A 26,498-nucleotide genomic window follows, 5' to 3' on the forward strand; every position below is an offset into this window, starting at 1 on the left:
AACCCGGCACGGGGCCGCCGACGCTGCACCGGCTGGCAAGCGCGCACGGTGCGGAGCGCGATCTGGAACCGCGCGATCCGGAACCGCGCGACCCGGAACCGCGCGATCCGGAACCGCGCCTCCCGGCTATGCGGAGGGGACCGCCTGCGCGATCGCGAGCCGCGCGACCAGCTCGACGTGCTCGGCCATGTCGCGCGAGGGGTCGTAGAGCCACTGGATCTGCATGCCGTCCGACACCGCGAGCAGGACGCTCGTCAGCTGCTCGGGGTCGACGTCGGCGCGGAGTCGCCCGTCCTCCTGCATCACCCGGAAGTCGTCGGAGAGGTCGCGGCGACTGCGCTCGTAGCGCTCGCGGAAGTACTCGTGCGCCGGGTGCTCGGGGTCCGTCGCGGCCGCGGCGGAGAGGTTCACGAACATCTGCACGAGCCCGGGGACCTCGGTGTTGTGGCGGACGATGGCGGCGAGGAGCGCGGCCGGGTCGTCAGCCTGCCAGTCGTGCGCCAGGTCGAGCTCGTCGCGACGCCGGAGGATCTCGACCCAGAGCTCGTCCTTCGAGTCGAAGTAGTGCAGCAGCCCCGCCTGCGTCAGCTCGACCGCCTCGGCGATGTCCTTGATGCTCGTGCGGCGGAAGCCCTGCTGTGCCACGAGGTCGAGCGCGACCGTGAGGATCTCCTCGCGCTTCGCGATGCCCTTCGCGTACGAACCCCGTCGTGCCATGGCAGGACCCTACCGTCCGGAAGAGCCCGCCAAAACCTAGCCAGAGTTGGTTTTGGTGGTACGGTTGCGGGAGCCGCCGACGAAGGCGTGCGAGTCGCCGACGTCGGCGGCGAACCCGAGAAGAGGTTGCCGTGGCCAACGATGCCCTGACCGTCAACGACACCCCGACCGCGGTGGCTCCCACCGGTGGACGCGGTGCACCCCTCATGTACACGCTCGGCATGCCGATCGCGATGCTCGGCCTGTACATCGCGCTCCTGCCGCCGGTGCTCGTCGCCATGGCGCTCAAGGTCGCCGAGATCGCGCCCGACGACCAGGCGGGCGTGCTCGGGCTGGCGCTCGGCATCGGCGCGTTCGCCGCGATGGTCGCCAACCCCCTGGCCGGTCGCTTCAGCGATCGGACTGCTGGGAGGCTCGGCATGCGTCGTCCGTGGATCATCGGTGGCACCGTGGTCGGCTTCGCAGCCCTCGTGGTCGTCGCGACGACGTCGTCCACCGTCGTGCTGGTGCTCGCGTGGGCGGTCGCGCAGATCGCCTACAACGCCACGATCGCGGCGCTCACCGCGGTCCTGCCGGACCACGTCACGAGGTCGCAGCGGGGTCGGGTCGCAGCGCTCCTCGGGCTGGCGCAGAACCTCGCGCTGGTCGGTGGCACGTTCCTCGTGCAGCTGTTCTCGACGTCGGCGACGCAGATGATCGTGCCCGGCGCCATCGGGTCGGCCGTCGTGGTCCTCTACGCACTGGTCTTCCGCGACCGCGTCCTGACGAACCGTCCGACCTCGCGTCTCGGCATCGGGCAGCTGTTCGGCTCGTTCGTGTTCAACCCCGTCAAGCACCCGGACCTCGGCTGGGCCTGGCTGACGCGCTTCATGATGGTCGCCGCGCAGTACACCGCGGTGAGCTACCTCACGTACTTCCTGCGCGACGACATCGGGGTGAACGCCTCGAACCTGGCGAACGCGGTGTTCCAGGGCACGCTGTGGAACGTCGTCGGCATCGTCCTCACGTCCCTCGTCGCCGGGTGGCTGTCCGACAAGCTCGGGCGGCGGAAGCTCTTCGTGGCGGTCGCCGGCATCGTCGGCGTGGTCGGCCTCGTGCTCATCGCGCTCGCACCGTCGCTCGGCATGGTGCTCGTCGGCGAGTTCGTGATGGGCGCAGGCATGGGCGTCTTCTACGCCGTCGACCTGGCCCTCATCACCGACGTGCTGCCGTCCGACGAGGACAACGCGAAGGACCTCGGCGTCGTGAACATCGCGCAGGCCCTGCCGCAGTCGATCGTCCCCGCCGCCGCACCCGGCGTCATCGCGCTCACCGGTGGCTACCCCGGCTTCTTCATCACCGGCGCCGTCGTCGGGCTGCTCGGGATCGTGTCGGTCTCGCGCATCCGCGGCGTGCGCTGACGACCTGCTCCGGCTCTGAACGAAAGGACCCGTCCCGTGACTTCCACGAACGACGTGACCACTGCCTCCAGTCCGTCCCCGCTGGGTGAGCGCATCGACGCGCTCGTCGACCAGCTGACCGTCGACGAGAAGGTGCAGCTGCTCACCGGGCGGGACTTCTGGACCACCTGGCCGATCGAGAAGATCGGGCTGCGGCGCATCCTGATGTCGGACGGACCCTCCGGGGTCCGTGGTGAGGTGTGGGACGAGCGCGACCCGTCCCTGAACCTGCCGTCGGCGACCGCGCTGAGCGCGTCGTGGGACCGTGCGATCGCGAAGCGCTACGGCGCGGCGGCGGCCGTCGAGGCCCGCCGCAAGGGCGTCGACGTCGTCCTCGGCCCGACCATCAACCTGCACCGCTCGCCGCTCGGCGGACGGCACTTCGAGGCCTTCAGCGAGGACCCGGTGCTCACCGGTGACCTGGCGGCGTCGTACGTCGAGGGCGTGCAGGAGAACGGCGTCGCCGCCACGCCGAAGCACTACATCGCGAACGACTACGAGACCGACCGGTTCACCGCGTCGACCGAGGTGTCCGAGCGGGCCCTGCGCGAGCTGTACCTGCTCGCGTTCGAGAAGGCCGTGACCGAGGCGCACGCCTGGGCGATCATGTCCTCGTACAACGCGATCAACGGCGTGACGGCCTCGGAGAACGACCTCCTCGAGACGCCGCTCAACTCGGAGTGGGGCTTCGACGGCATCGTCGTGTCCGACTGGACCGGAGTCCGTTCGGTCGACTCAGCGAAGGCCTCGCAGGACGTCGCGATGCCCGGACCGAACCAGTGGTGGAGCGAGGGTCCGCTGCTCGCCGCCGTGCAGTCCGGAGACGTGCCGATCGAGTCGATCGACCGCAAGGTCCGCCGCATCCTGACCCTCGCCGCCCGCGTCGGCGCACTCGAGGGCTTCGAGCCGGTGGCCGCACAGCCGGTGCACGTCGAGGACGGCGTCGCCTTCGTCCGCGAGGCCGAGGCCGAGGGCACCGTCCTGGTCCGCAACACCGGCATCCTGCCGCTCGACGCGCCCGCCGTCTCCCGCATCGCCGTCATCGGCCACAACGCCGACCAGGCCCGCACGCAGGGCGGTGGCTCGGCCACGGTCGTGCCGGTTTCGGTCGTGTCACCCCTCGGCGGTGTCCGCGCCGCGTTCCCGGGCGCGACGGTCGACTACTCCATCGGCGCCGTCGTGCAGGAGGGCATCGCGGAGTTCCCGCTGTCCACCATCACGAACCCGGCGACCGGGGAGCCCGGCGCTCGTGTCGCCTTCGTCAAGGACGGCGAGCAACTGTACGTCGAGGACCGCCGTGCCACCGCGCTGTTCTGGTTCGGCGGAGACGCCCCGACGCGCGAGGCCGACCGGCTCGACATCACCACGACGTACACGGCGGAGTCCACCGGCACCGCGCGGATCGGCATCGGTGCGGCCGGACGGTCGCGCATGTGGATCGACGGCGAGCTGGTGCTCGACGAGGACGTGCCGTTCGAGGGCGACCAGCTCGGCGCCGCGTTCCTCAACCCGCCGGCACGGTCCGTGCCGGTGGACGTGACGGCCGGGCAGGAGGTCGCGATCCGCATCGAGTACGACGTCATCCAGGACGAGACGCTCGGCGGGGTGCTGGCCTACCAGTTCGGCACCGAGCCGTCGGACGAGGACCCGTCGGTCCTCATCGACGCAGCCGTCTCGACGGCGACCGGCGCGGACGTCGCGGTCGTCGTGGTCGGCACCAACTCGAAGGTCGAGTCCGAGGGGTACGACCGGTCGTCGCTCGCGCTGCCCGGGCACCAGGACGACCTCGTCCGCGCGGTCGCCGCAGCCAACCCGAACACCATCGTCGTCGTCAACGCCGGGTCGCCGGTCGAGATGCCGTGGCGGGACGACGTCGCCGCGGTCCTGCTCACCTGGTTCGGCGGCCAGGAGTACGGCAACGCGCTCGCCGACGTGCTGACCGGCGCGCGTGAGCCGGGCGGACGCCTCCCCACCACCTGGCCGGCGGCGATGGCCGACGTCCCCGTCCTCGACGTCACGCCGGTCGACGGCAGGGTCGCCTACGACGAGGGCGTGCACATCGGCTACCGGGCCTGGCTCCGTGCCGGGACCGAGCCGGCGTACCCGTTCGGGCACGGCCTCGGGTACACGAGCTGGACGATCGACGGCGTCGCGGCGACCCCGACCGTGTCCGAGGGGGACGCCGTCATCGTCACGGCGACCGTCGCGAACACCGGCGACCGTGCCGGCAAGCACGTCGTGCAGGTGTACGCCTCGCGTGCCGAGTCCGCGGTGGACCGGCCGGTGCGGTGGCTCGTCGGGTTCGCTCCGGTGCGTCTCGGTGCGGGGGAGTCGACCGAGGTGTCGATCGAGGTGCCGGCCCGGGCGTTCGCGCACTGGGACGGTGCCTGGGCCTACGAGCCGGGCGTCTTCACCCTGCACGTCGGGGCGTCGGTGGCGGAGGAGTCGGGTTCGGTGCCCCTCGAACTGAGGTGAATCGTCCCATTTCCGCGCAGGCCTGATGTTCATTCAGTAGCATCTACGTGCGCCAGGCGGCTGGTTACCGTCGGCGCACGCACCGAGAACGGGGTGCCCCGTGCGACACGGCCTCCTGATCCGGTCGATGGAGCCCTGGTGCCCCTGGTGCGTTCAGAATGCGTCCCCGCGTCCGCGCGGGGGCGCATTCGTCTTCCCGGGGCGGATCCGAGTTTGCGGCGGGTCAAGCGATTGACTTCTTGCAGCACTGGAAAAACGGGTGATCGATCGTCAGGTTTACGGTCCCTGATCCGCAATCTGGTGTGACAAACCGGACGGTAGGTGGAACGATGGGTGCACCATCCCGTGCGGATCAGGGACGAGATGGTCATCCGGCCGGGCTCCCGAGCGCCTCACCACCCTCGGTGCGGGCCCGCCGGATGCCTGTTCCGCCCGTGCTGGGCTGCGGTGCTGCGTGCTGCCGTTTTCTGGCGGTGTGGCGCTCGTCAGCGGTCGCGGACAGCCGGCGCGATCTCCTCGGCGACGATGCGCAGGATCCGCTCGTGCGACGCCGCGTCGCCGTTCGCCGGCAGGGTGATGACGAGCTCGTCGGTCGCCCGGACGGCAGGGTCGGCGAGCAGCGCGTCGACGATCGCTGACGGCTCCCCGGAGAGCACCGTGCTGAACCGGAACGGCGGTGTGCCGGAGAGCGGGCGTCCCTCGTCGTCCATCCCGCTCGCGTACCCGGTGAGGAACTCCTCGTGGACGGCACGGTCGTGGTCGTCGAGCAGCGGGACGACGATCCGGCCCACAGCGACCTTCGGTGTGCGGTCCGGGTGGAGCTCGGCGAAGCGGTCGCGGTACGCGGCGATCTGGTCGGCCTGCGCCTCGGCGAACGGCGCACCGGTGTCCTCGGTGTTGAGGGTCGAGCAGTGCAGCAGCAGCCCCTTCTCGGCCGTCCGCACCGCGGTCCCCATGCTCCCGCCACCCCACCACACACGGTTCCGGAGCGCCGGACTGAGCGGCTGCAGGGTGAGGTCTGCGCCGGCCGGGATGCTCTCGTACCCCTTGCCCGCGCTGCCGAGCGGGTCGCCCTGCAGCACCTCGAGCAGGCGGGCCGCGCGGGCCTCGGCCTCGTCGCGGAAGCTGCGCTCGGACCCACCGAACACCGGGTCGAGGATCGGGCCGTACCCGGCGATGCCCGTGCTGATGCCGAGCTGCACACGGCCGCCGCTCAGCAGGTCCACGGTGCTGGCGTCCTCGGCGAGCCGCACGGGGTCCTCGTAGCGCATGCCGAGGACGGCGGTGCCGAACCCGATCGTGCGCGTGCGCTGGGCCGCGGCGGCGAAGAAGGTCATCGGACTCGTGAGGAACGGCTCGAAGTGTCGCCCGCGCACCCACCCGGTGCCGTAGCCGAGGGCCTCGGCGGTCTCGAACAGCCGCAGGCCGTCCTCGAGGGCCGCAGCCGCCCCCGCGGTGCCGCCGTGGTTCGGGACGAAGGAGAGGAAGCCGAGTTCGCGCACGACGCGAGTCTATGCGCGTGTATCGAGCCGTGCCTCCAGTCCCGCCCTGGGAGGATGGGGACATGACCGACACCACCACCGCTGCCCCGCTCGTCGCCGCACTGCCGGCGGCCGTCGGCGGTGTCGTCGACCCGGACGCCGTCTACCAGGCGTTCGCCGACTGGGCGGAGGAGGGCGGGCGTCCCCTCTACCCGGCGCAGGACGAAGCGCTCATCGAGCTCGTCTCCGGTGCCAACGTCGTGCTGAGCACCCCGACCGGCACCGGCAAGTCACTCGTCGCCGCCGGAGCGCACTTCGCGGCGCTCGCCGAGGGCAAGCGCAGCTACTACACTGCGCCGATCAAGGCGCTCGTCTCCGAGAAGTTCTTCCAGCTCGTCGACCTGTTCGGCGCCCAGAACGTCGGCATGGTCACCGGCGACTCCAGCGTCAACGCCGACGCTCCGATCGTCTGCTGCACCGCCGAGATCCTCGCCAACCTGGCGCTCCGGCAGGGCCCGGACGCCGAGGTCGACGTCGTCGTGATGGACGAGTTCCACTTCTACGGCGACCCCGACCGGGGCTGGGCGTGGCAGGTGCCGCTCCTCGTGCTCGAACGGGCGCAGTTCCTGCTCATGTCGGCCACCCTCGGCGACGTCACGACCATCGCCGACGACCTGTCCCGCCGCACGGGACGGCCGACGGCGCGGGTCACGGGTGTCTCGCGGCCGGTGCCGCTCGAGTACGAGTACGTGATGACGCCCGTCCAGGAGACGGTGGAGCGCCTGCTCGAGGAGGGCAAGGCACCGATCTACATCGTGCACTTCGCCCAGGCCGCCGCGCTCGAACGGGCGCAGTCGCTCATGTCGGCGAAGGTCGCGTCCCGCGAGCGTCGTGACGAGATCGCCGCCGCCATCGCCGGGTTCCGGTTCAGCGCCGGGTTCGGGCAGACCCTGTCACGGCTCATCCGGGCGGGCATCGGCGTCCACCACGCCGGGATGCTGCCGAAGTACCGGCGGCTCGTCGAACAGCTCGCCCAGCGCGGACTGCTGCCCGTCATCTGCGGCACCGACACCCTCGGCGTCGGCATCAACGTGCCGATCCGTTCCGTGCTGTTCACCGGGCTCACGAAGTTCGACGGCACGAAGATGCGCCAGCTCTCCGCACGCGAGTTCCACCAGATCGCCGGCCGCGCCGGACGCGCCGGGTACGACACCGCGGGCGACGTGGTCGCCGAGGCACCAGAGCACGACATCGAGAACGCCCGAGCCGTCGCCAAGGCCGGTGACGACCCCAAGAAGAAGAACAAGATCAAGCGGAAGAAGGCGCCCGAGGGCTTCGTGTCCTGGGGGCAGGCGTCGTTCGAGCGGCTCATCGCCGCCGAACCCGAGCCGATGGTGTCCCGGATGAAGGTCACGCACGCCATGGTGCTGTCGGTCGTGGCCCGCGGCGGCGACGCCTTCTCGTCGGTGCGGGCCCTGGTCTTCGAGAACCACGAACCGCGCGCGCGGCAGCTCGCGATGGCCCGGCGGGCGCTCGTGATCGCCCGGACGCTCATCAACGCCCGGGTGATCGAGAAGGTCGACGGCGAGTACCGGCTGACCGTCGACATCGCACCGAACTTCGCGCTCAACCAGCCGCTGTCGCCGTTCGCGCTCGCCGCGTTCGAACTGCTCGACCCGTCTTCTCCCACCTATGCGCTCGACATGGTCTCCATCGTCGAGGCCACCCTCGACGACCCGCGGGCGATCCTGTCGCAGCAGCAGTTCAAGGAGCGTGGCGAGGCCGTCGCCCGGATGAAGCAGGAGGGGATCGAGTACGACGAGCGGATGGAGCTGCTCGAGGAGGTCACGTGGCCTCGCCCGCTGGCCGAGCTGTTGGAGGCGGCGTACGAGGCCTACGCGGCGGAGCAGCCGTGGGTCCTCGACTTCCAGCTCTCCCCGAAGGCCGTCGTCCGGGACATGTACGAACGCGCGATGACCTTCGGCGACTTCGTGCGGTTCTACCAGCTCACCCGCTCCGAGGGCCTCGTGCTCCGCTACCTGTCCGACGCGTACCGCACGATGCGGCAGACCATCACCGAGGAACAGCGGACCCAGGAACTCGACGACCTGATCGAGTGGCTGGGCGAGGTCGTCAAGCAGACCGACTCCTCGCTCGTCGACGAGTGGGAGGCGCTGCTCAACGGCGACGTCCTGCTGGCCTCCGAGGAGCACGAGGAGATCTCGCCACCGCAGCCCGCACGACTCACCGGCAACCCGCGGGCGTTCCGGGTGCTCGTGCGCAACGCCCTGTTCCAGCGGGTGCTGCTCGCTGCCGACGACAACGTCGAGGGGCTCGGGATGCTCGACGCCCAGGACGGGTTCGACCGGTCTGCGTGGGACAACGTGCTCGAGGAGTACTACGACGAGCACGACACCGTCGGGACGGACGCCGACGCCCGATCGATGCAGTACCTCGTGCTCGACGAGACCGGCGCGACCTCGACCCCGCGGGTGTGGCGTGCCCGGCAGATCTTCGCGGACCCCGAGGGCGACAAGGACTTCGGCTTCTCCGCGACGATCGACCTCGATGCGTCGGACGAAGCGGGCGAGGCCGTCGTGCGGGTCACCGAGATCGGCCGGTTCGACGGGTGGTCGGACGTCGACGTCGACTGACGCGGTCGTGGTGGCTGCGCCGTGCGGTCGCGGCGTCGTCACCTCGGCTCGGAACGGTGACACCGGCGAGCGGGTAGGTTCGGCGCCAGCCCTGAGCCGACCGGCCCGGGACCACCCCGAGAGGACCCCACCCGTGCGCATCGGATCGAGCATCGCCCTGATCGTCATCGGCGCCATCGTGGCGTTCGCCCTGAACATCCAGCTCGCCGGCGTCGACCTGCGGCTGATCGGGTACATCCTGATGGCGGCCGGCGTCGTGCTGCTCATCATCAGCCTGGCCGTTGCATTCGGTGGACGCCGGACGACGACCACCACACGCTCAGGCGTCGACCCGGCTTCGGGCGAGCAGATCACGCGCCAGGACCGGCGCGACGGGACGTACTGACGCCCGAGGACGGGTCAGAACAGGGTCGCCGGCGGCGTCGCCTCGGGCAGCGCGGCCGGCTCGGTGACCTCGACCCCGGGCCACCCCGGGCCGTGCGGCACCTCGGTGCCCTGCTGGTAGGCGGTCGCGGCACCGCGGGCGCGGACGTCCGCCGCCTCGTTCATCTCGTGCCCGACGTGGCCGCGCACCCACTCGAACGTGACCTTGCGCCCCTGCAGCTCCGCGTCGAGTTCCTTGATGATCTCGACGTTCAGCACGGGCTTGCCGTCGGCCTTCCGCCAGCCCTTCCGCTTCCAGCCCGCGAGCCACTCGGTGCACGCCTTGATCGCGTACTGGCTGTCGCAGAGGATGTGCAGCGGCTCGCCGGTGTCCTTCGTGGCGCGGAGCAGCTGCAGGACGGCGGTCAGCTCGCCCTGGTTGTTCGTGGCGTTCGGCCACCCACCGGCGGCCCAGCGGTCGTCGTCGACGTACCAGGCCCAGCCGGCCGGGCCGGGGTTGCCGAGGGCTGAGCCGTCTGCTGCGGCGACGATCGTCACGGTGGGACCTCCTGCGTGTGGCGAGTGCTGGTCCACCGTAACGGACCCGACCGACGCCCCGGACCTCAGCGTGTCGCCGGGTCGAGGTTGAGGATCGTGCCCTCGTAGATCCAGCCGTTCTCCTTGACCTGCATGGTCGGGTTCAACCAGCGGAGCGCGGGGACCGTGATCCCGAAGCGCTTCGCCACCGTGGTCTGGTCGTCGCCGTGCGCCACCTCGTACTTGCTCGGCGTGCCGCCGGCGGCGAGGTGAGCGGCGTCCCTGTCGAACACGTAGCCGTAGGCGCCCGGGCGGTCCTTGCCGACGGTGATCCGCAGGTCGGGGAAGGGCTGCGGGATCGTCCAGTCGAGGGCACCGACGGCGAGCACGGATCCCACCCAGGGGCGGTCGGAGTCGTCGCTGCTGTCCGGGGACGGCTGCGGAACGAGGACCACGTCGCGGAGGAAGTCCGGGTACGCGCCTGCTTTCCGGAGGGTGACGCCGGTGGGGACCGGGCCGTCGGTACCCCAGGTCGTCTCGCCCATCGCGCCGTTGTCCCAGTAGTCCCCGAGCTTCGCAGTCCGGCGGAACTCGAGGCGCATCGGCTGCGGGTTCGTCGTCCGGTACCCGGAGAACTCCGCCTCGAACGTGCCATGGTCGTCGGCGACGACCCGGACGTGGATGCTGGTGTCCCCGCTCTTCGACACCGCGTCGGTCTCGGCGACGACCGTGCCCGCCGGGACGACCTGCTCGGCGCGGACTGCCTCGGTACCGGGCGTCGGGATCGGCGTCGCGTCCTGACCGCCGCCGTCGACCGACGCCTGCCGTGTCGGCTTCGGGACGCTGTCGTTCCCGCCGAACGCCGAGCACCCCGTGAGCAGCAGTCCCGTCAGGACTGAGCCGATGACCACCGTCGTGGTGGCGCGTGTTCCTCGCATCGTTCCCCCTCGCCGAGAGCGTAGCGAGGCCCCGGGCGTGATCCGAGCGACGTGACCGAACCGGTACCCGGGACACGCGGACTAACGTCCCGGGCATGAGCGACAGCATCCCGAACGCACCGGGACCCGAACCGTCCGACGACCGCGCCCGCAACGACGCTCTGCGCGAGCGGACCCAGCACGACGACGAGCAGGGCTCGGGGGAGCGTGAGCAGCGCGCCGCCGACACCTCCTACAGCCCGTCGAGCGAGCGGGAGATGGACGCTTCGCAGACGCAGCAGCGGGACCGTGCCGACCTGGAGGAGGACGGCATCGACCCGACCCGCATCGTCGCGGCCCCCGGGACCGGTGGGGCGGACGACGCCGGGGACGTCGAGCCCGAACCGGGCGATCTCCACCTGCCGTGGCAGTCCGAGGAGGACCGCCGGGGGTAGCGGCCCGTCAGGACACCGAGTCCGGGTGGGATCCGGTCCGCTGCCCCGACTCGAGCGACGCGATCGCCGCCAGGTCGTCGTCGCTCAGCACGAACCCGTCGACGTCGAGGTTCGACCGGATCCGCGACGGCGTCACCGACTTCGGCAGCACCACGACGCCCTGCTGCACGTTCCAGCGGACCAGCACCTGCGCGACGCTCACCCCGTGGGCGTCGGCGATGCGGGTGAGCACCGGCTCCTCGATGAGTCGCCCACGGCCGAGCGGTGACCAGGCAGCCGTCACGATGCCGTGCTGCTCGTGGAAGCCCATGAGTTCGCGCTGCGGCAGCCAGGGGTGCCGCTCCACCTGGTTCAGGACGGGGACCTCGCCGGTGTCGTCGATGATCCGCTCGAGGTGCGGCACCTGGAAGTTCGAGACACCGATGCTGCGCGCCCGGCCGGACTCCCGCAGCTCGACGAGGGCGCGCCAGGTCTCGACGTAGTGGTCGTTCGCCGCGGCCGGCCAGTGGATCAGGTACAGGTCGACCGCGTCCAGTCCGAGCCGCGCCAGACTGCCGTCGAACGCCCGCAGGGTCGCGTCGCGCCCCTGGTGGTCGTTCCACACCTTGGTCGTCACGAAGACGTCGTCACGGTCCAGCCTGGAGGAACGGATCGCCTTCCCGACGCCGGTCTCGTTGCCGTACATCTCGGCTGTGTCGACGTGCCGGTAGCCGGCGTCCAGCGCGAGGCCGACGGCCGTCTCCGCTTCGGCGTCGTCGACCTTGTAGACGCCGAAGCCGATCGCGGGGATCGACGCGCCGTCGCGGAGGGGGACCGAGGTGACCATGCACCCATCCTGCCGATCTCGACGGAGGTGCGCCGAGCCTCCAGGCCGATTGTGGAGAACCGAGCCGCTGTGGAGAACGCGACCGTCCGGAATCAGGTGGGGATGTTCACCGGTTCGGTGTCGGGGATGGGGCTGGCGTCGCGACCGCGCAGGTCGGGCAGCCACCGCTTGGTGACGAGCGGTAGGACCACGCCGACGGCGGCTGCGATCGCGCCGACCATCAGGCCTCCCGTCGGACCGCTGCTGTCGATGAGGAAGCCGGCCACGGCGGAACCGCCGGCGGCACCGATGAGCTGGCCCGTGCCCATCCAGCCGTAGGCCTCGGCAGTGTCGGAGAACTTGACCGTCGCCGAGACGGAGCCGAACATGACCGCCAGGGCCGGCGCGATGCCGGCACCCGCGATGACGAGGGCGAAGCAGAGCCACCAGAAGTTCGTGCCGCCCACGGCCAGCGCGAGGCCGACGAAGACGATGGACATCCGTGTCCACAGGGTGTTGCGCGAGATCGGGAGGTGGCCGAGCGTCAGACCGCCGATGAGCGAGCCGACGGCGAAGACGGCCAGGACGATGCCCGCGTTCGGGCTGCCCTCGCCGAAGACGCTCGTGACGCTCGCCTCGACCGCGGCGCACGCCCCGATGAGGAGGAGGCCGGTGAGGGTGGCGACGACGACGGACGGACGCTTCAGGACGACGCCGAACGCGCGCTTCGAGCGGGGGATCCGGACGCGACCGAGCTCGGGGGAGGCGATGAACCAGGTGCCGCCCACCACGAGGAACACCATGGCGACGACGATCGCCTCGACGGTGCCGATCTGCGTCGCGACGAAGGTGGTGATGACCGGGCCGGCGACCCAGATGAGCTCCTGCGCGCTCGCGTCGAGGGAGAAGAGGGGCGTGAGCTGCGACGAGGTCACCATCTTCGGGTAGATGGTGCGCACGGCGGGCTGCACGGGTGGGACCGCCAGGCCGCCGATGAACCCGACGACGACGTAGGCCCAGAGCGGCATGAGGACGAACGCGATGACGCCCATGCTCACGAGCGCGACGAGGCTCGTCAGGATGAGGACCGGCCGCATGCCCCAGCTGCCCATCCACCGGCTCGTGAGCGGACCCGCGAGCGCCTGGCCGACGCTGGTGGTCGCGAGGACGAGTCCAGCCGAGCCGTACGAGTGGAAGACGTGCTCGACGTGCAGCAGGTAGGCGAGCGACAGCATGCCGAACGGGAAGCGTGCGGTGAGCTGCGCGGCGATGACGCGACCGACGCCAGGGGTCTTCAGGAGGGGTCCGTACGTGCTCACGGGACGAGTGTACGGACCGGCCGGATCGGGCTGTCCCCCGTCCTGGGGAGGGGTCCGCCGCGACACGCCCGATGCCGGTTGTCCACACCCGGGGACAATCTGCTCCACAAGGTGTGGATGAGTGTCGGTGGTCGGGGTGAGACTGGCGGAATTCCGGGCTTCGGAAGCACCGCGCGCAGGTCTCCACAGTGTGGATGGCCTGTGGAGAACTACACGGCTGTAACACTTTCTCTTGTGGTCGGTCGCGGTGTCGGCCACTAGATGTAGTATCGAGTCACCGGAAAGCACTCGCCCCGGAACTGCGCCCAGTCGGCTTCGACGGGCACCGTTCACAGGCGCAGGGACGCCGGTCCACAAGCACCAGAACACCCACCACAGCATCAGCAGAACCAGGGGAGATCATGGCCGTCACCGTCTACACCAAGCCGTCCTGCGTCCAGTGCACCGCGACGTACCGTGCGCTCGACAACAAGGGCATCGAGTACGAAGTGCACGACGTCTCCACTGACGAAGCCGCGCTCGAGCACGTCAAGAGCCTCGGCTACATGCAGGCCCCGGTCGTCGTCACTGACGACGACCACTGGTCGGGCTTCCGCCCCGACAAGATCGCGACCCTCAGCGCCGAACTGGCCTGAGGCGTCTCCCGTCCGGCGGACGGTGACCCGAGCTCGTTCAGGACGCTCGGCTCACCGCCGCAGGACACCCACGGTCCGTCCGTCCGCTCCTTCTCCTCCGGAGGCGCACCATGAGCCGACTGGTCTACTTCTCGAGCGTGTCCGGGTACACCGCGCGCTTCGTCGAGAAGCTCGGCCGCGACGCGGACCGGATCCCGCTCTACCCGAGCGAGTCCTTCCTCCACGTGGACGAGCCGTACGTGCTGTTCCTGCCCACCTACGGTGGCGGCAACGGCGAGGGAGCGGTCCCCAAGCAGGTCATCAAGTTCCTCAACGACGCCCACAACCGCTCGCTCATCCGCGGCGTGGTCGTCGGGGGCAACACGAACTTCGGCGAGGCGTACGGCCTCGCCGGGGACGTCATCGCGCAGAAGTGCAACGTCCCCCTTCTCTACCGTTTCGAACTCTTCGGGACCCCTGACGACGTGTCGGCGGTCAACTCAGGATTGGATGCATTTTGGACGCAGCAGTTGCAGACGTCGATCTGACGTCGCCGCAGACGGGGATGGACTACCACTCCCTCAACGCGATGCTCAACCTCTACGACGCGGACGGGAACATCCAGTTCGACAAGGATCGTGAGGCCGCCAAGCAGTTCTTCCTGCAGCACGTCAACCAGAACACCGTCTTCTTCCACAACCTGAAGGAGCGGCTCGACTACCTGGTCGAGAACGAGTACTACGAGCGCGCGACGATCGACATGTACTCGCTCGACTTCATCCAGAAGCTCAACGACCTGGCGTACTCGAAGAAGTTCCGGTTCCAGACGTTCCTCGGCGCGTTCAAGTACTACACGAGCTACACGCTCAAGACGTTCGACGGCAAGCGCTACCTCGAGCGCTTCGAGGACCGCGTCGTGATGACCGCCCTCGGCCTGGCGCAGGGCAACGAGCAGCTCGCGATCGACCTCGTCGAGGAGATCATCGCCGGCCGCTTCCAGCCCGCGACCCCCACGTTCCTCAACACCGCGAAGGCCCAGCGCGGCGAGCTCGTCTCCTGCTTCCTCCTCCGCATCGAGGACAACATGGAGTCGATCTCGCGTGGCATCAACTCCTCGCTGCAGCTCTCGAAGCGCGGCGGCGGTGTGGCCCTGCTCCTCTCCAACATCCGTGAGGCCGGCGCTCCGATCAAGCAGATCGAGAACCAGTCCTCGGGCATCATCCCCGTGATGAAGCTGCTGGAAGACTCCTTCTCCTACGCGAACCAGCTCGGTGCGCGTCAGGGTGCCGGTGCGGTCTACCTCAGCGCCCACCACCCGGACATCATGAAGTTCCTCGACACCAAGCGCGAGAACGCGGACGAGAAGATCCGCATCAAGACGCTCTCCCTCGGTGTCGTCGTTCCGGACATCACGTTCGAGCTCGCGAAGAACAACGAGGACATGTACCTGTTCTCGCCGTACGACGTCGAGAAGGTCTACGGCGTCCCCTTCGGCGACGTCCCGATCTCCGAGAACTACCGCGCGATGGTGGACGACTCGCGCATCAAGAAGACGAAGATCAAGGCGCGCGACTTCTTCACGACGATCGCCGAGATCCAGTTCGAGTCGGGCTACCCGTACATCGTGTTCGAGGACACGGTGAACAAGGCCAACCCGATCAAGGGCCGGATCAACATGTCCAACCTGTGCTCCGAGATCCTGCAGGTCAACACGCCGACCACCTTCAACGAGGACCTCTCCTACAAGGAGATCGGCAAGGACATCTCCTGCAACCTCGGCTCGCTGAACATCGCGCTGACGATGGACTCGCCGGACTTCGGTCGCACCATCGAGACCGCCATCCGCGGCCTCACCTCGGTGTCGCAGATGTCGCACATCTCGTCGGTCCGCTCCGTCGAGGACGGCAACGACAAGTCGCACGCCATCGGCCTCGGCCAGATGAACCTGCACGGCTACCTCGCTCGTGAGCGCGTCTACTACGGCTCCGAAGAGGGCATCGACTTCACGAACATCTACTTCTACACGGTGCTGTTCCACGCCCTGCGCGCGTCGAACAAGATCGCGATCGAGACCGGCGAGACCTTCGACGGATTCCGAGACTCGAAGTACGCGTCGGGTGAGTTCTTCGACAAGTACACCGACCAGGCGTGGACCCCCGCGACCGCTCGCGTGGCCTCGCTCTTCGACAACGCGAACATCACCATCCCGACGCAGGACGACTGGAAGGCGCTGAAGGCGTCCATCCAGGAGCACGGCATCTACAACCAGAACCTGCAGGCCGTCCCGCCGACCGGTTCGATCTCGTACATCAACCACTCCACGTCGTCGATCCACCCGATCGCGTCGAAGATCGAGATCCGCAAGGAAGGCAAGCTCGGTCGCGTCTACTACCCGGCGCCGTTCATGACGAACGACAACCTGGACTACTACCAGGACGCGTACGAGATCGGTGCCGAGAAGATCATCGACACGTACGCCGCGGCGACGCAGCACGTGGACCAGGGCCTGTCCCTGACGCTGTTCTTCAAGGACACCGCCACCACGCGTGACATCAACAAGGCGCAGATCTACGCATGGCGCAAGGGCATCAAGACGATCTACTACATTCGTCTCCGCCAGCTCGCGCTCGAGGGCACCGAGGTCGAGGGCTGCGTTAGCTGCATGCTCTGATCGCTCACGCGATCACTCTTTGGCCTGGAGGCGCGGTGCCAGCCCGCACCGCGCCTCCAGGCCGTCACCTAGTCACCATCTCTTGAAGGAAACGTGCGTTGGTCGAGAAGCTGAAGCTCATTGATCGGGTCCAGGCCATCAACTGGAACCGCATCCAGGACGACAAGGACGTCGAGGTCTGGAACCGCCTCGTCAACAACTTCTGGCTGCCCGAGAAGGTGCCGCTGTCGAACGACGTGCAGTCGTGGAACACGCTGACGCCGGCCGAGCAGAAGCTGACCATGCGCGTGTTCACCGGCCTGACCCTGCTGGACACCATCCAGGGCACCGTCGGCGCCGTGTCGCTCATCCCCGACGCGATCACCCCGCACGAAGAAGCCGTCTACACGAACATCGCGTTCATGGAGTCGGTGCACGCCAAGAGCTACTCCTCGATCTTCTCGACCCTCGCGTCGACGCCGGAGATCGACGAGGCATTCCGCTGGTCCGAGGAGAACCCGAACCTGCAGAAGAAGGCGTCCATCGTGATGGACTACTACCAGGGCGACAACCCGCTGAAGCGCAAGGTCGCGTCGACGCTGCTCGAGTCGTTCCTGTTCTACTCCGGCTTCTACCTGCCGATGCACTGGTCCTCGCGCGCCAAGCTCACGAACACCGCGGACCTCATCCGCCTGATCATCCGTGACGAAGCCGTCCACGGGTACTACATCGGGTACAAGTTCCAGAAGGGGCTCGAGCAGGCGACGCAGGCCGAGCGCGACGAGCTGAAGGACTACACCTTCTCGCTCATGTACGAGCTGTACGACAACGAGGTGCAGTACACGCAGGACCTCTACGACGAGGTCGGTCTCACCGAGGACGTCAAGAAGTTCCTGCACTACAACGCCAACAAGGCGCTGATGAACCTGGGCTACGAGCCGATGTTCCCGAAGAACATCACGGACGTGAACCCGGCGATCCTGTCCGCCCTGTCGCCGAACGCCGACGAGAACCACGACTTCTTCTCGGGGTCCGGCTCGTCGTACGTCATCGGCAAGGCCGTGAACACCGAGGACGAGGACTGGGACTTCTGATCCTGGTCTGACTCGTGGGGACGCCCCGCTGGCTTCGTGATGCGCGAGCCGGTACTTGGCCAAGCAGGAATGAGATGTGGTCGGCAGCGCGCGGTGGTTGGCCGAAGTTGCATAGTTCTGGCCAGTTTCGCCTGGTCTCCGGTTTTGCGGAGCGCCACCGGTTTCCGTAAATGTGCGCTGTTGGACCATGGGAGGTTGATGTGCCGCGCGTGAGCCGTCCGCGGCCTTTGGACCTGTGTCCAACGCCTTGGCCTGAAGTGTCAAGGGAAGACTCGCTGGGCGAGTTCGGCCGGCAGTTCGTATTGCGGCTTAGGAGCGCGATCGGGTCGCGGTCCCTCCGGTCAGTTGCTCTGGAGGCGGAGGTGAATCCGCAGACATTAGCGAACGTGTTGGCAGGACTGGCGTGGCCGGATCTTGCGACGGTGGCGCGGTTGCAAATGTCTCTGCGGGTAACTCTGGTTCCGGGGTCGGCGACTGGGCGTGGGGCCGCCAGTAGCAAGTAGTCAGTACTTCATGAGCCGCTTTCCTCCTGGTTCGGGGGCGGCTGAGCGGGACGGATCCGACGCGCCGGCACCACCAGGTGTCGATGTCTCCAGGGTCTGCCGACGTCAAGGCTGCCACTCGTTCCCCAGTGTGGAATGTGTTGACAGATCGACTTGATTGCTTCGAATCATTCGTCACGCTTGCGGTGAACTTGGGTCGAAGGCTGTGTGGGGAACCGGCACACTGATATCCCGGTGCGAGCGAGTGCGCCACAAATGGGGAAGGACAAACGAATGACGGATGTGTCGCAGGAAGCAGAGCCGGACGACAGCGAGAACGAGTCAGAAGCCGATAGCGGTTCAGTGGCGGGAGCTGAAGCTATTGATGCTGTGCAGAAGAGCACCGCTGCGCTGACGGCAGCGGTAACTGCAACGACGGTCCCGAACCTGCAGCAGGTCTCGATCACACAGACGATGCGGTCTATCCAGTCAGCCATCCTTGCCATGCAGCCCTACGCAGCGCAGGCAGCGGTGTGGCGTGAGCAGATGGTTGAGCAGCTCGCACCGGCGTTGCAGATCATCCGAGACGCCGCCCCCGCAGCGCAGGCCATCGCGCAGATGAACCGTTCGGCTGCGCAGGCGATCGCTCCGGCGTTGGAGAGCGTGCGACAGTTCGACCTGAACTACGGCGAGGAGCTGCAGCGCACGATCCGGCTCATGCAGCCGGCCATCTCCGCGTACGCGGTGCAGCACCAGACTCTTCGGCAGCTCCGGTTTGACAGCATCGTGAAGCCCTCGCTGGATGTCGCGGTTGCCGGGTACCAGGGCCGGAGCGCAACACGCCTCGATGGTCTCGGCACCATGTACGCACCGGTCGCGAAGTCACCGAGCCTGCTGCAGGCGACCGAGAACCTCGCGGACGCATTGGCGACAACAGGCCCGCTGGGCGTGGACTACGCCCGTGTCCGGGCAGCTGCTGATGACTTCAAGGCGGCATACGACGCCGCACCCGAGCCGGTCCGCAGCGAACTCGAGGCGAGCCTCCCGGCCGCGCAGGATCAGCTCGGTGTCTCAGATGAGCTGGTAGATCGGACCCTCAGCTTCGCTGGCTTGCGCAGCTACCTCGAGCTGTGGGCCGGCGCCGCGCGGACACCGTTGGCGGTCGGCGCCGGAGTCGCAGCCGGCGCCGGCTGGGTACTGACCACCCTTGGCTCACCGGGCGAGGGCATTCTCGTCGGCGTCGACACGTTCCGCTCCGTCCGGACATACCTCAGCCGCTTCGATCGCGACGACGAACCCGAGTAGGTGGGCACACCAGCGTCACGCCAGAAGTGGCGCTGAGAGCTGCCGCAGCGAAGGCGCAAGCCGCCTGAGCCCACCGACCTCTGGTAGGCGGATCACCCCGGCTTTTTGCGACACTGCTGCGCCGACGCTTCGAAGCCTCAGCGTTTCTCAGAAGAATCGAGAGCACCGCCGGCCGCGAGCCGTGCGCTGTCCCGCGGGTTCATCAACAGCACGGTGCCGGGCTTTGGCACAAACTTCGCCGACCCGGGTTTGAAGCCATCGAAAGTAGATGGATCCGCTGCGTCCCACTGCTCACTGATGGGCACACGGATATCCAGAGCGATTCGGCGCTTCGCCCACTCTGTCTCGATAACTGCGCCCACGCCGTTCACGACGAGGCCTGTTGACCGGACGCACTCTCGCATCGTCACCATTGCATCTTCTTCAAGGAGCATCGCTGCAGGCGAATCCGCTGATCGCACGGACTGCAGGTTGCTCATCTGCGGGTGGCGTTGCAGGTTCCGATAGACGGTCAAGCCTGTCTTCTTGTCGCCCTCGAAGAAGACGTAACTTGCTGACTGTTCGCGATGTACGGCGGTGTTCCGAGCATCAAGCATCCAACGCAGCCAGCCGGGAGGCCCGGCGGACATGTATGAGCCGCGGATCCCGCGCAGAATCTGATGCTGCAGCTCGGCCACACGCTCCGGCGCCGACCGCATCGCCCTCTTCAGGCTCTGACTCCGACCTTCGGTCGGGAAGTCCGCATCGTCAGAGGTAGGCAAGAGCGCCGGCATCTGAGCCCGCCGAACGTTCATCTTCAACCCACTGACGGCGACGCAGACGGCAGCGGTGCAGTCAAGTGCAGCACCTAGCGCGGTGAAGAGCGCTTGCTGATGAGCGTTGAGCCGCGCGCCGAGCTCGTCGATGTGAGGCCCTCGCGGGATAGAGCCGGTGCGCGGGAGCGCGAGGATGAGAGCGTTGTCGAGCTTGTATCGTGCCTCGCGGTACGAAGCGAGCTGCACGAGCGCGCTATACAAGTTCGACCGCACACTCCGAGCAGCGCCGAGAACGTAGTCGCGGAGATCCGCACCATCTGAATCGTGTGGGGCGTGACGCCAGATGATTGCGTGCAAATCGCTGGCGAGCATGGACTCCATCTGTTCGGAGGCGTCGATGCCCGGTTGGATGAGCGCTGTTTCGAGCACAGGTGACCTCTCGTCGTGTTGAAGCTCCGCCACGCATCCGCCTAAACACCCACCTAGGGCCGCCTTCGACGGGCTGTCCTGACTGTGGTGGGCAGGCGAGCCGGCCAGTGCTTGTCGAACCCAGAGGGTTCGTTGTATGCCCGAGAAGCCTTCGGTGATTGCACGGACGAGGTTCCGGGCTGCAAGCTGTCGTGACCACTGCACGCGAGCGCCTTCGAGAGGTCCCGTGAGCTAAAGCGCCGACCTCGGCGAAACGGGGTTGTTCGGAACTTCTTGGAGCGTCGCCGGTTTGAGCCCGCACTCCGCAGCCCCGATCACCTCTGACCCGCAACAGTCGCTGTGGTTCTACTCTTCGGGTGCCCTGTCCTCGAACTCGTTTGCTGCGGCGTCTGCGCTCATGGGTGAACCCAGTTTGAACTGTCCAGCACGCACGATCGCCAGCACCGGTGCGGAAACCCCCATACGGGCGGCGGCAGTCTGTATCGAGGCCCGCAGATACGGGTAGACCGTGAAGAAGGCAACCCTTTCGGCGAATTCGGTTCGCAGCTCTTGGCTGACTTCGAGTCGCTCCGGTGTTTCGTACTGTGCTTGAAGATCGGCAATGAACTCGTTGCCTTGGCGGTCGTCGAAGGTCATCCGGAACCGAAAGCCGATTCCGAGTCCGTCGGCGCGGTCCGCAACGTTCATCACGTTCCGCACTCGAGGGACCTCGTCACCTTCGGTCTTCGTCTCGTCGATGCGGCGGCTTCGTTCCTCCCAGAGAAAGACGTCCTCCAGCTCAACCAGTTCGACCAGCTCATGGATGTCCCCGACGACTCGGCTGGACGCCAACTGCTCGTCACCGTCGACGCGGTCGTCACGCTGCAATGGCGAAGTCCGTTCGCTTCGAGTTGGCCAGTGCTGTGTATGAGCCGGTCTGCGCGGTGAATCTCGCACCACTGGTGAGCTCGATCTCAACGGCGTCGCGCCCTGGCTCGTAGGTGGCGTCAACGTCGCGGACGGAGTGCTCGATCAGCAGGCCGAGGGCATGTGCGTAGCGGCGGACGGTCTGCATCTTTGGTTCGGTCATCCCGCTCTCGAACTCGGAAACCGTTGCTTGGCTGATGTGCAGCATCCGTCCGAGCTCGGCCTGCGAGAGGCCGAGCTCAATCCGCTTGGCACGGATCTGGGCGATCAGTTGAAGGTCGGCGTCTGCGAGCTGCCGGGCAAGACGCTCGGACGGCGTCTCCTCTGCCTCGAACCCCAGCCCGTCGTCGAACTCGATGGTCATAGGCCGCAGCCTATATGGCACTGCTGTGAACCCGCCAGTAGTTACGGGAGCGAGGCTCCGCCCCACTGGCCACCGCGTCCCTCGAAGTAACGCTTGCGGGCGTGCTGCAGCTCCTCGTCTTGGCGGCTACGGACCTGCTTCGGGTCTGAGACGTCCTTGAGATGCATATGCAGCCCTACCACGGTGGAGCCCCCTACCCGAGTTAGGTCGACGGGCTCGACGTGGTAGACGCGTACCAGCACCCCGTCGATACCCTCGCCGCGGTACACCTGTGTTCGAACCTCGAAGAGGTCGATGCCGGTCACGGTCTCCATCGGGCCCTTCACGTGGTGAATCGGCAGAAGTTTGCCTTGCACCAGTCGCTTCATGCGGGCCGCGACCTCACCCATGACGCGGTCCCGGTCCTCGCCCTCGAGTCCAGCCTCAGTGAGCAGTTGTCGGAGCGCCTGCGCCACGTTTTGGCCGGCAACGGTTCGGTGTTCTTGCGTGCCATCGGAGGCGTACCAATGATGGCGGATTGGAGCGCAGTCCTCCTTGGTGCACACGGACGCAGAACCATCGCTTCGCACCTCGCCGTCGGTCACAGCCTGAGTCTATGGTCAGCGGGCGACAGCGCCCGGAGGCCACCGGTCGGATTTCATCCCACCACCAACAAGTGACCCGCCCGTCCCACCTCGCCGCGGACCGTGATGAGGGCACCAGGTCAACGACCCGTCCGCGGTGTTCGATGACGATACCGACGGCTTCATCAACGCAGGCCTCCGCCAGCGCAAGTAGTTCGACGACGGTGGGCTCTCGGGCGGGTAGCACCCTGCTGCCGACGTTTCAGTAACGGATCGACTATCGGGCGCTCAACCCAGTGCGCTCGAACGCTCGACGCCGCTGCACAAGCTCCGCAACGTACGCGGCTCTGCTCGGCGACGAGTGAGAGAATTCGCGGTGCTGCACGATAGTTCTCTCTGCAGATGTCACTGACGTCAGATTGAATCGGTCCGCGGTGAGTGAGGTCGGGCGGCCCTCATAGGCAAGCAGTAAGCCGAGGGTTGGAGAGAGTGGCACGCTAAGACGTCTAGCGACGCCTACGCCTGCGCGGGCGTGCTGGCCCTGTGACCACTCCCATGTGCCTGGCTCAGCAAAGCGGTGCCCGAAGCCGGAGACGAGTCGGTCCCCAAGTACGAGCGACCGCTCAGGAAAGCGCTGGAGTGACCACTCGTAACCACAGAACGCCTCCTTGTACTGCTGCCACCGCTCGGCGTTGTTCAGGTCGATGCTGAACCAGTCATCATCGAGGAGAGCAGGAAGGGATGCGGCCCACACCATGTAGTCCTGCTCCTCTTCCGGCGTCAGCGACCCGAGCTCAGCTGCAGTCTGCGTCCGAGCATTGTTCATGACGCTGGGCTGCCTAAGCATGTGAAGGGTGAGAAATCGCGTCATCACGTCGCGGTCCAACGAAGTCACGACGGCACTCTGGTCGGCCTCCCACCGGCGAATCACTCGAGAGGCGTCGGACTCAACTCGGCTGTGCGCCTGCTCGAAGAAGTCGGGCTCTACCGGTAGCCCGGTGATGCGGTGTGCGTTGTTGCGATGGAAAACATCCCTTGGGTTCGCGCGCCGCGGTGGCAGCTCCTCGACGACGTCGACGACGTGAACCTGTCCCTGCGCGTCGGCGAACTGACGCAGCACCATCTGCGAAATCCAATGGTGGCGCTTGCTGCCTGGCATAAGCCGACCCTACATCTCGCCCCGCCGACACATGCTCATTTCCGGTATTCAACTGAATGACTGATGACCGATGGCTAGTCGAACGGCCTCCGCTCAGGAAGGAGCGCAAAGTTGCACTTATCCAAGCCGCTCAAGAGTATGTTCTGGCCGGCGGGCCACCGCGGCGGGCTGGCCTAAGACAGGTTGAAGGACGGCCTAGGGGCGAGTCGAGATGCTTCCGCATCTGGAGAACCCAAGCGCAACCAGGAAGGAGCATCCACGGACAGCAAGTGCTCTTCGACGCCGACGAGTCCCTCTTGCGCAACCTCATCGAGAGCGGCCTCAACCTCGGACACCTTGACAGAGCCATACTGCTCGAGTTTCTGCTGGATTCGCTGCGCGGCCGGATCGGGCTTAGCCCAGTAGGCGGCCATGCGGTCGTGGTGGCCAAGCGTGGTTATCGCCTCGGCGACGGCGGCAAAACCGTTCTTGTAGAGGCCCCAGAAACCGGTCGGATCTGCCAAAGTGACGACTATAAGTTTGTCTCCTGCAACTGTCTCCTGCCTCGAGACCCCTGAGGGCAGGTCGCGGTGCTCGGGGACTATCGCTAGTCGGAGGCCCGGCCCTCCCGTCAAGGCTTCCTTATTGCTCTTGATCGTCACGGCGAGGTGACGATGACGACCCTCGTCGCTGACAAAAAGGTCTGTCTGCCACACCTTCTTGAGCCGTGCGCCTAGATCTGCTTCGGCTGCCTCGCCCCGTGCCGCCTCACGAATCCACCGCGCGAACTTAGGCGGGTGCCCACGTCCGTCGGCAAGGAGGACTGCTTCGTCAGCCGCGGTCTCGACGACCGCGTCGAGGAATCCGTTGTACTTCGCCCGTTCTTGGCCGAAGAGCAACGAGGTCGGCTTGTCGAGAGTCTTGAAGGCGCGAGACGAAGCCTGCATGGCTTCCGCCAGGGGGTCAATGACTCGCTTTTCACCGCCAGCGATCGCCTCGTGAACAGCCCACTCGAAACCGTCCCCAGCCATGCCCTTGTCACGATGCAGTCGAGACACGGCCGCAAGCTGATCCATCGTGAGGTCCTCTTTCGTGGACTGCACTACGTTGAGCGACCTCTGTGGAACTTGATCGACCATTGCCCGAAGCACCGATCGAACGATGGCGTGGAGTGCGCGGCCGGGCTCATCCACAGGCGCGAGCTGTGTCACGAACGAGACTCTGTTCTGAGCCTTTTCTTCCTTCGTTGCCATGCAATTCCCCCTCATGTGCTTCAGTCTGCGATGAGACTAGGGGAACTGGCGGGTCAGTGTCGACGACGAGCCGCCCGTCTCGCGTAGCAGTCCTGCAACGAGTTCAGCCCAATCCGACCGGTGCTTCCCTAGAGCAAGCCTGAAGTACGGACATTGGCCGACGCGGCGGCAGTCTCACATGGCTGGTCCGCAGCTCGTCTCGGTGATGGGGTGCCGCACGCGGACACGTCTCGGGCGTCGGTGTTCGCTCCTACGCTTCGTCCTGTGGGCCGTCGTCGTTCTGATCGTTGGGTGCCGTCTCCGCTGTTCTCGCTCGAGGTGGAGGCGCGTGGGGCGGAGGTGCGTGAGCTTGACAAGCCGCTGCCGGTCTATTCGTGGTTCCGGTTTCCGGACCGGTTGATTCATCGGGATGACGCGGTTGCGCGGAGCATGACGCGGGACGCCGTCCGGGTGGAGGCGGGGCGCGGCGAATCCAAGGTTACGGCGTGGGTTTGGCGCAGCGGAGTGCACCAGAGGTCACCGCCGCTACCGCCCTCTCCGGGAACACACGGTGGGAGCTAGCTGTCCGGGAACGAACAGTGAGAGCTAGCTGTCCGGGATTGGGACGCGGAGAAGCGTATTCGGTGCCAGGTCGCGTTCGCGTGGTAGCCAGAGGTAGCGGGCTCCCTGCTCTGAGAGTCCTTCTACGGCGGGTAGCGCAGGACGCAGCTGTGCAACAGCATCGTTGACTGAGACGACTTGTTGCTCGTAGACGGCGGCCTGATACCAGGCGGGTCCGACCGTACTGAGCGTGCGGTCTCTACCGAGAGCGTCAGCTGGCCAGCTGCTCCATCGCCACTGGGACCCGATCCGGGAGATATCGCCGCAGACGTAGACGCGGTCTGCCCAGCCGAGGACCTCGAAGAGGTGTAGCTGCTCGAAGTCGCCGTCTGCGTTGCGACGGGAGTATCGGCCGATGCCAGCCCAGGGGTTCCGGTCCGTTCGGGACCGGAGGACGTCTTCTGCTTGCCCTAGGTTGTCGAGGCGCTCCCACTGCGCGTTCGTCTTGTGGTCGTGATACCAAAGCTCGTCGTCGTCCGACATGAGGGTGGTCCCGATCCGCGGAAGGACGGCCAGCGAATGATCGGCCTGCAGTATGAGGGTCATTGTGTCCGTCAGCTGGGCAGGTTGTTGCGGAGGTCGTAGCCGGTGTCGGCGAGGAACTGTAGCCGGTCGCGGGCTTCTTGCAGTGATCTTCTTGCAGTGATGCTGCGTCGTCAGCGTTGCGGTAGTCAGCGCGGAGGAGCGTGCTCGCGGTGATGATGTCGTCGGTGCGGTCCGTGTAGCCGGCGGCGGCTGCGGTGAGGAAGACCGTGGGGTCGGCGGGCCGGATGAGTTCGGTGCCGGCAAAGCCGATTGTGTCGGGGTCGAAGCCGAGCGCTGCCATGTCGACTTCATGCTCGGTGAACGCGACCAGCCGGTACGGCATCTCTTTCCTCAGCGACACCGCGGAGGCCGTCGAGGTGGTCCAGCCCGTCATGCGGAGTGCCGAGCACCCGATCGTCCGGATCCGGACGCAGCTGGTGTCCGCGGCGGTCGGGCACGGGGTCATCGAGGGAATGGGCGCAATCGGACGCGTCGGGACCTCACGGGCGGCGCTCCTGCAGGCGGGGATCGCGAGCCTCGCTGCACTGCCGATCGCGCCGTTCGGTGAGGAGCACCTCGGCACCGCGTACGGTCCCTGGGACTGAGCGTCGTCACGCACCAGGGTGACGCCGCATCGGCGTGACCGGCGGCGCGGGCT

The 26,498-nt window shown here is 67.1% G+C and carries 24 protein-coding genes; 11 read left to right on the forward strand and 13 right to left on the reverse strand.

Features of this window, described 5'->3' with window-relative positions; genetic code table 11:
* Window positions 1–126 precede the first annotated feature (126 nt).
* Window positions 127–717, reverse strand: coding sequence for a TetR/AcrR family transcriptional regulator (locus BLT36_RS09415; protein WP_092094594.1), 591 nt, complete (start codon window positions 715–717; stop codon window positions 127–129).
* A 131-nt stretch (window positions 718–848) separates the two neighbouring features.
* Here BLT36_RS09415 and BLT36_RS09420 point away from each other — a divergent pair, with 131 nt between their 5' ends.
* Both BLT36_RS09420 and BLT36_RS09425 read left to right on the forward strand, forming a co-directional pair.
* The gene (locus tag BLT36_RS09420; RefSeq protein ID WP_254787541.1) at window positions 849–2,117 is read left to right on the forward strand and encodes an MFS transporter; all 1,269 of its coding nucleotides are present in this window, start codon (window positions 849–851) and stop codon (window positions 2,115–2,117) included.
* A gap of 36 nt (window positions 2,118–2,153) precedes the next feature.
* Window positions 2,154–4,631, forward strand: a complete 2,478-nt coding sequence (locus BLT36_RS09425; RefSeq protein WP_092094596.1) for a glycoside hydrolase family 3 protein — start codon at window positions 2,154–2,156, stop codon at window positions 4,629–4,631.
* A 485-nt stretch (window positions 4,632–5,116) separates the two neighbouring features.
* Here BLT36_RS09425 and BLT36_RS09430 read toward each other — a convergent pair whose 3' ends face one another.
* The gene (locus BLT36_RS09430; RefSeq protein WP_092094598.1) at window positions 5,117–6,133 is read right to left on the reverse strand and encodes an LLM class flavin-dependent oxidoreductase; all 1,017 of its coding nucleotides are present in this window, start codon (window positions 6,131–6,133) and stop codon (window positions 5,117–5,119) included.
* A gap of 62 nt (window positions 6,134–6,195) precedes the next feature.
* Between BLT36_RS09430 and BLT36_RS09435 the strand changes: the two genes are divergently transcribed.
* Window positions 6,196–8,766, forward strand: coding sequence for a DEAD/DEAH box helicase (locus tag BLT36_RS09435; RefSeq protein WP_092094600.1), 2,571 nt, complete (start codon window positions 6,196–6,198; stop codon window positions 8,764–8,766).
* Between the two features lie 133 nt (window positions 8,767–8,899).
* Window positions 8,900–9,151, forward strand: a complete 252-nt coding sequence (locus BLT36_RS09440; protein WP_071291234.1) for a DUF6458 family protein — start codon at window positions 8,900–8,902, stop codon at window positions 9,149–9,151.
* A gap of 14 nt (window positions 9,152–9,165) precedes the next feature.
* On the opposite strand, the gene BLT36_RS09445 is transcribed toward BLT36_RS09440, so the two are convergent.
* Both BLT36_RS09445 and BLT36_RS09450 read right to left on the reverse strand, forming a co-directional pair.
* On the reverse strand, window positions 9,166–9,687 hold the full coding sequence (locus tag BLT36_RS09445; protein ID WP_070417909.1) for a ribonuclease H family protein: 522 nt from the start codon (window positions 9,685–9,687) through the stop codon (window positions 9,166–9,168).
* A gap of 65 nt (window positions 9,688–9,752) precedes the next feature.
* Window positions 9,753–10,604, reverse strand: coding sequence for a LysM peptidoglycan-binding domain-containing protein (locus BLT36_RS09450; protein WP_139166425.1), 852 nt, complete (start codon window positions 10,602–10,604; stop codon window positions 9,753–9,755).
* Between the two features lie 95 nt (window positions 10,605–10,699).
* Between BLT36_RS09450 and BLT36_RS09455 the strand changes: the two genes are divergently transcribed.
* Window positions 10,700–11,038 carry a hypothetical protein gene (locus BLT36_RS09455; protein ID WP_092094604.1) on the forward strand — a complete coding sequence of 113 codons (339 nt, stop codon included), beginning with the start codon at window positions 10,700–10,702 and terminating at the stop codon, window positions 11,036–11,038.
* A 7-nt stretch (window positions 11,039–11,045) separates the two neighbouring features.
* Here BLT36_RS09455 and BLT36_RS09460 read toward each other — a convergent pair whose 3' ends face one another.
* The gene (locus tag BLT36_RS09460; protein ID WP_092094606.1) at window positions 11,046–11,864 is read right to left on the reverse strand and encodes an aldo/keto reductase; all 819 of its coding nucleotides are present in this window, start codon (window positions 11,862–11,864) and stop codon (window positions 11,046–11,048) included.
* 92 nt (window positions 11,865–11,956) lie between these two features.
* A complete protein-coding gene (locus tag BLT36_RS09465) occupies window positions 11,957–13,162 on the reverse strand; it encodes an MFS transporter (protein WP_092094608.1) in 1,206 nt (401 codons plus the stop codon).
* Window positions 13,163–13,563: 401 nt separating this feature from the next.
* Here BLT36_RS09465 and nrdH point away from each other — a divergent pair, with 401 nt between their 5' ends.
* The 5 genes from nrdH (at window position 13,564) to BLT36_RS09490 (ending at window position 19,307) form a co-directional block, all read left to right on the forward strand.
* Complete coding sequence (nrdH, locus tag BLT36_RS09470; protein WP_017886897.1) at window positions 13,564–13,797, forward strand: glutaredoxin-like protein NrdH; 234 nt, start codon at window positions 13,564–13,566, stop codon at window positions 13,795–13,797.
* Window positions 13,798–13,907: 110 nt separating this feature from the next.
* Window positions 13,908–14,324, forward strand: a complete 417-nt coding sequence (gene nrdI / locus BLT36_RS09475) for a class Ib ribonucleoside-diphosphate reductase assembly flavoprotein NrdI (protein WP_092094610.1) — start codon at window positions 13,908–13,910, stop codon at window positions 14,322–14,324.
* 17 nt (window positions 14,325–14,341) lie between these two features.
* Window positions 14,342–16,447 (forward strand): class 1b ribonucleoside-diphosphate reductase subunit alpha, encoded by a 2,106-nt coding sequence (gene nrdE / locus BLT36_RS09480; protein WP_092094611.1) that lies wholly within the window; start codon window positions 14,342–14,344, stop codon window positions 16,445–16,447.
* A 98-nt stretch (window positions 16,448–16,545) separates the two neighbouring features.
* Complete coding sequence (nrdF, locus tag BLT36_RS09485; RefSeq protein ID WP_092094613.1) at window positions 16,546–17,520, forward strand: class 1b ribonucleoside-diphosphate reductase subunit beta; 975 nt, start codon at window positions 16,546–16,548, stop codon at window positions 17,518–17,520.
* Window positions 17,521–18,296: 776 nt separating this feature from the next.
* Window positions 18,297–19,307, forward strand: a complete 1,011-nt coding sequence (locus tag BLT36_RS09490) for a hypothetical protein (protein ID WP_092094615.1) — start codon at window positions 18,297–18,299, stop codon at window positions 19,305–19,307.
* A gap of 137 nt (window positions 19,308–19,444) precedes the next feature.
* On the opposite strand, the gene BLT36_RS09495 is transcribed toward BLT36_RS09490, so the two are convergent.
* The 7 genes from BLT36_RS09495 to BLT36_RS09525 all read right to left on the reverse strand — a co-directional run bounded on the left by BLT36_RS09495 (window position 19,445) and on the right by BLT36_RS09525 (window position 25,861).
* Window positions 19,445–20,491 carry a hypothetical protein gene (locus BLT36_RS09495; RefSeq protein ID WP_092094617.1) on the reverse strand — a complete coding sequence of 349 codons (1,047 nt, stop codon included), beginning with the start codon at window positions 20,489–20,491 and terminating at the stop codon, window positions 19,445–19,447.
* Between the two features lie 345 nt (window positions 20,492–20,836).
* Window positions 20,837–21,358 carry a hypothetical protein gene (locus tag BLT36_RS09500; protein WP_092094619.1) on the reverse strand — a complete coding sequence of 174 codons (522 nt, stop codon included), beginning with the start codon at window positions 21,356–21,358 and terminating at the stop codon, window positions 20,837–20,839.
* Window positions 21,348–21,761 carry a helix-turn-helix domain-containing protein gene (locus BLT36_RS09505; protein WP_056069870.1) on the reverse strand — a complete coding sequence of 138 codons (414 nt, stop codon included), beginning with the start codon at window positions 21,759–21,761 and terminating at the stop codon, window positions 21,348–21,350. Before BLT36_RS09505 ends, BLT36_RS09500 begins: the two co-directional genes overlap by 11 nt.
* Window positions 21,762–21,802: 41 nt before the next feature.
* Window positions 21,803–22,345 (reverse strand): hypothetical protein, encoded by a 543-nt coding sequence (locus BLT36_RS09510; RefSeq protein WP_139166427.1) that lies wholly within the window; start codon window positions 22,343–22,345, stop codon window positions 21,803–21,805.
* A 256-nt stretch (window positions 22,346–22,601) separates the two neighbouring features.
* A complete protein-coding gene (locus BLT36_RS09515) occupies window positions 22,602–23,483 on the reverse strand; it encodes a DUF4238 domain-containing protein (RefSeq protein ID WP_092094624.1) in 882 nt (293 codons plus the stop codon).
* 173 nt (window positions 23,484–23,656) lie between these two features.
* Entirely contained in the window at window positions 23,657–24,715 is a 1,059-nt protein-coding gene (locus BLT36_RS09520) for a hypothetical protein (RefSeq protein ID WP_139166428.1), read from the reverse strand.
* A gap of 585 nt (window positions 24,716–25,300) precedes the next feature.
* Window positions 25,301–25,861 carry a hypothetical protein gene (locus BLT36_RS09525; protein ID WP_092094628.1) on the reverse strand — a complete coding sequence of 187 codons (561 nt, stop codon included), beginning with the start codon at window positions 25,859–25,861 and terminating at the stop codon, window positions 25,301–25,303.
* A gap of 296 nt (window positions 25,862–26,157) precedes the next feature.
* On the opposite strand from BLT36_RS09525, the gene BLT36_RS09530 reads away from it, so the two are divergent.
* Window positions 26,158–26,445 carry a hypothetical protein gene (locus tag BLT36_RS09530; protein WP_092094630.1) on the forward strand — a complete coding sequence of 96 codons (288 nt, stop codon included), beginning with the start codon at window positions 26,158–26,160 and terminating at the stop codon, window positions 26,443–26,445.
* Window positions 26,446–26,498 lie beyond the last annotated feature (53 nt).

This window comes from Curtobacterium sp. UNCCL20, assembly GCF_900101675.1.
Classification (GTDB): Bacteria; Actinomycetota; Actinomycetes; order Actinomycetales; family Microbacteriaceae; genus Curtobacterium.

Excerpts from the sequence above, each read along its gene's own strand:
- nrdE (WP_092094611.1), top strand. The coding sequence starts at position 14,342 with ATGGACTACCACTCCCTCAACGCGATGCTCAACCTCTACGACGCGGAC.
- BLT36_RS09460 (WP_092094606.1), bottom strand. The coding sequence starts at position 11,864 with ATGGTCACCTCGGTCCCCCTCCGCGACGGCGCGTCGATCCCCGCGATC.
- BLT36_RS09505 (WP_056069870.1), bottom strand. The coding sequence starts at position 21,761 with ATGACCATCGAGTTCGACGACGGGCTGGGGTTCGAGGCAGAGGAGACG.
- BLT36_RS09415 (WP_092094594.1), bottom strand. The coding sequence starts at position 717 with ATGGCACGACGGGGTTCGTACGCGAAGGGCATCGCGAAGCGCGAGGAG.
- BLT36_RS09515 (WP_092094624.1), bottom strand. The coding sequence starts at position 23,483 with ATGCCAGGCAGCAAGCGCCACCATTGGATTTCGCAGATGGTGCTGCGT.
- BLT36_RS09520 (WP_139166428.1), bottom strand. The coding sequence starts at position 24,715 with ATGGCAACGAAGGAAGAAAAGGCTCAGAACAGAGTCTCGTTCGTGACA.
- BLT36_RS09450 (WP_139166425.1), bottom strand. The coding sequence starts at position 10,604 with ATGCGAGGAACACGCGCCACCACGACGGTGGTCATCGGCTCAGTCCTG.
- BLT36_RS09455 (WP_092094604.1), top strand. The coding sequence starts at position 10,700 with ATGAGCGACAGCATCCCGAACGCACCGGGACCCGAACCGTCCGACGAC.
- nrdH (WP_017886897.1), top strand. The coding sequence starts at position 13,564 with ATGGCCGTCACCGTCTACACCAAGCCGTCCTGCGTCCAGTGCACCGCG.
- BLT36_RS09435 (WP_092094600.1), top strand. The coding sequence starts at position 6,196 with ATGACCGACACCACCACCGCTGCCCCGCTCGTCGCCGCACTGCCGGCG.
- nrdI (WP_092094610.1), top strand. The coding sequence starts at position 13,908 with ATGAGCCGACTGGTCTACTTCTCGAGCGTGTCCGGGTACACCGCGCGC.
- BLT36_RS09490 (WP_092094615.1), top strand. The coding sequence starts at position 18,297 with ATGACGGATGTGTCGCAGGAAGCAGAGCCGGACGACAGCGAGAACGAG.
- BLT36_RS09525 (WP_092094628.1), bottom strand. The coding sequence starts at position 25,861 with ATGACCCTCATACTGCAGGCCGATCATTCGCTGGCCGTCCTTCCGCGG.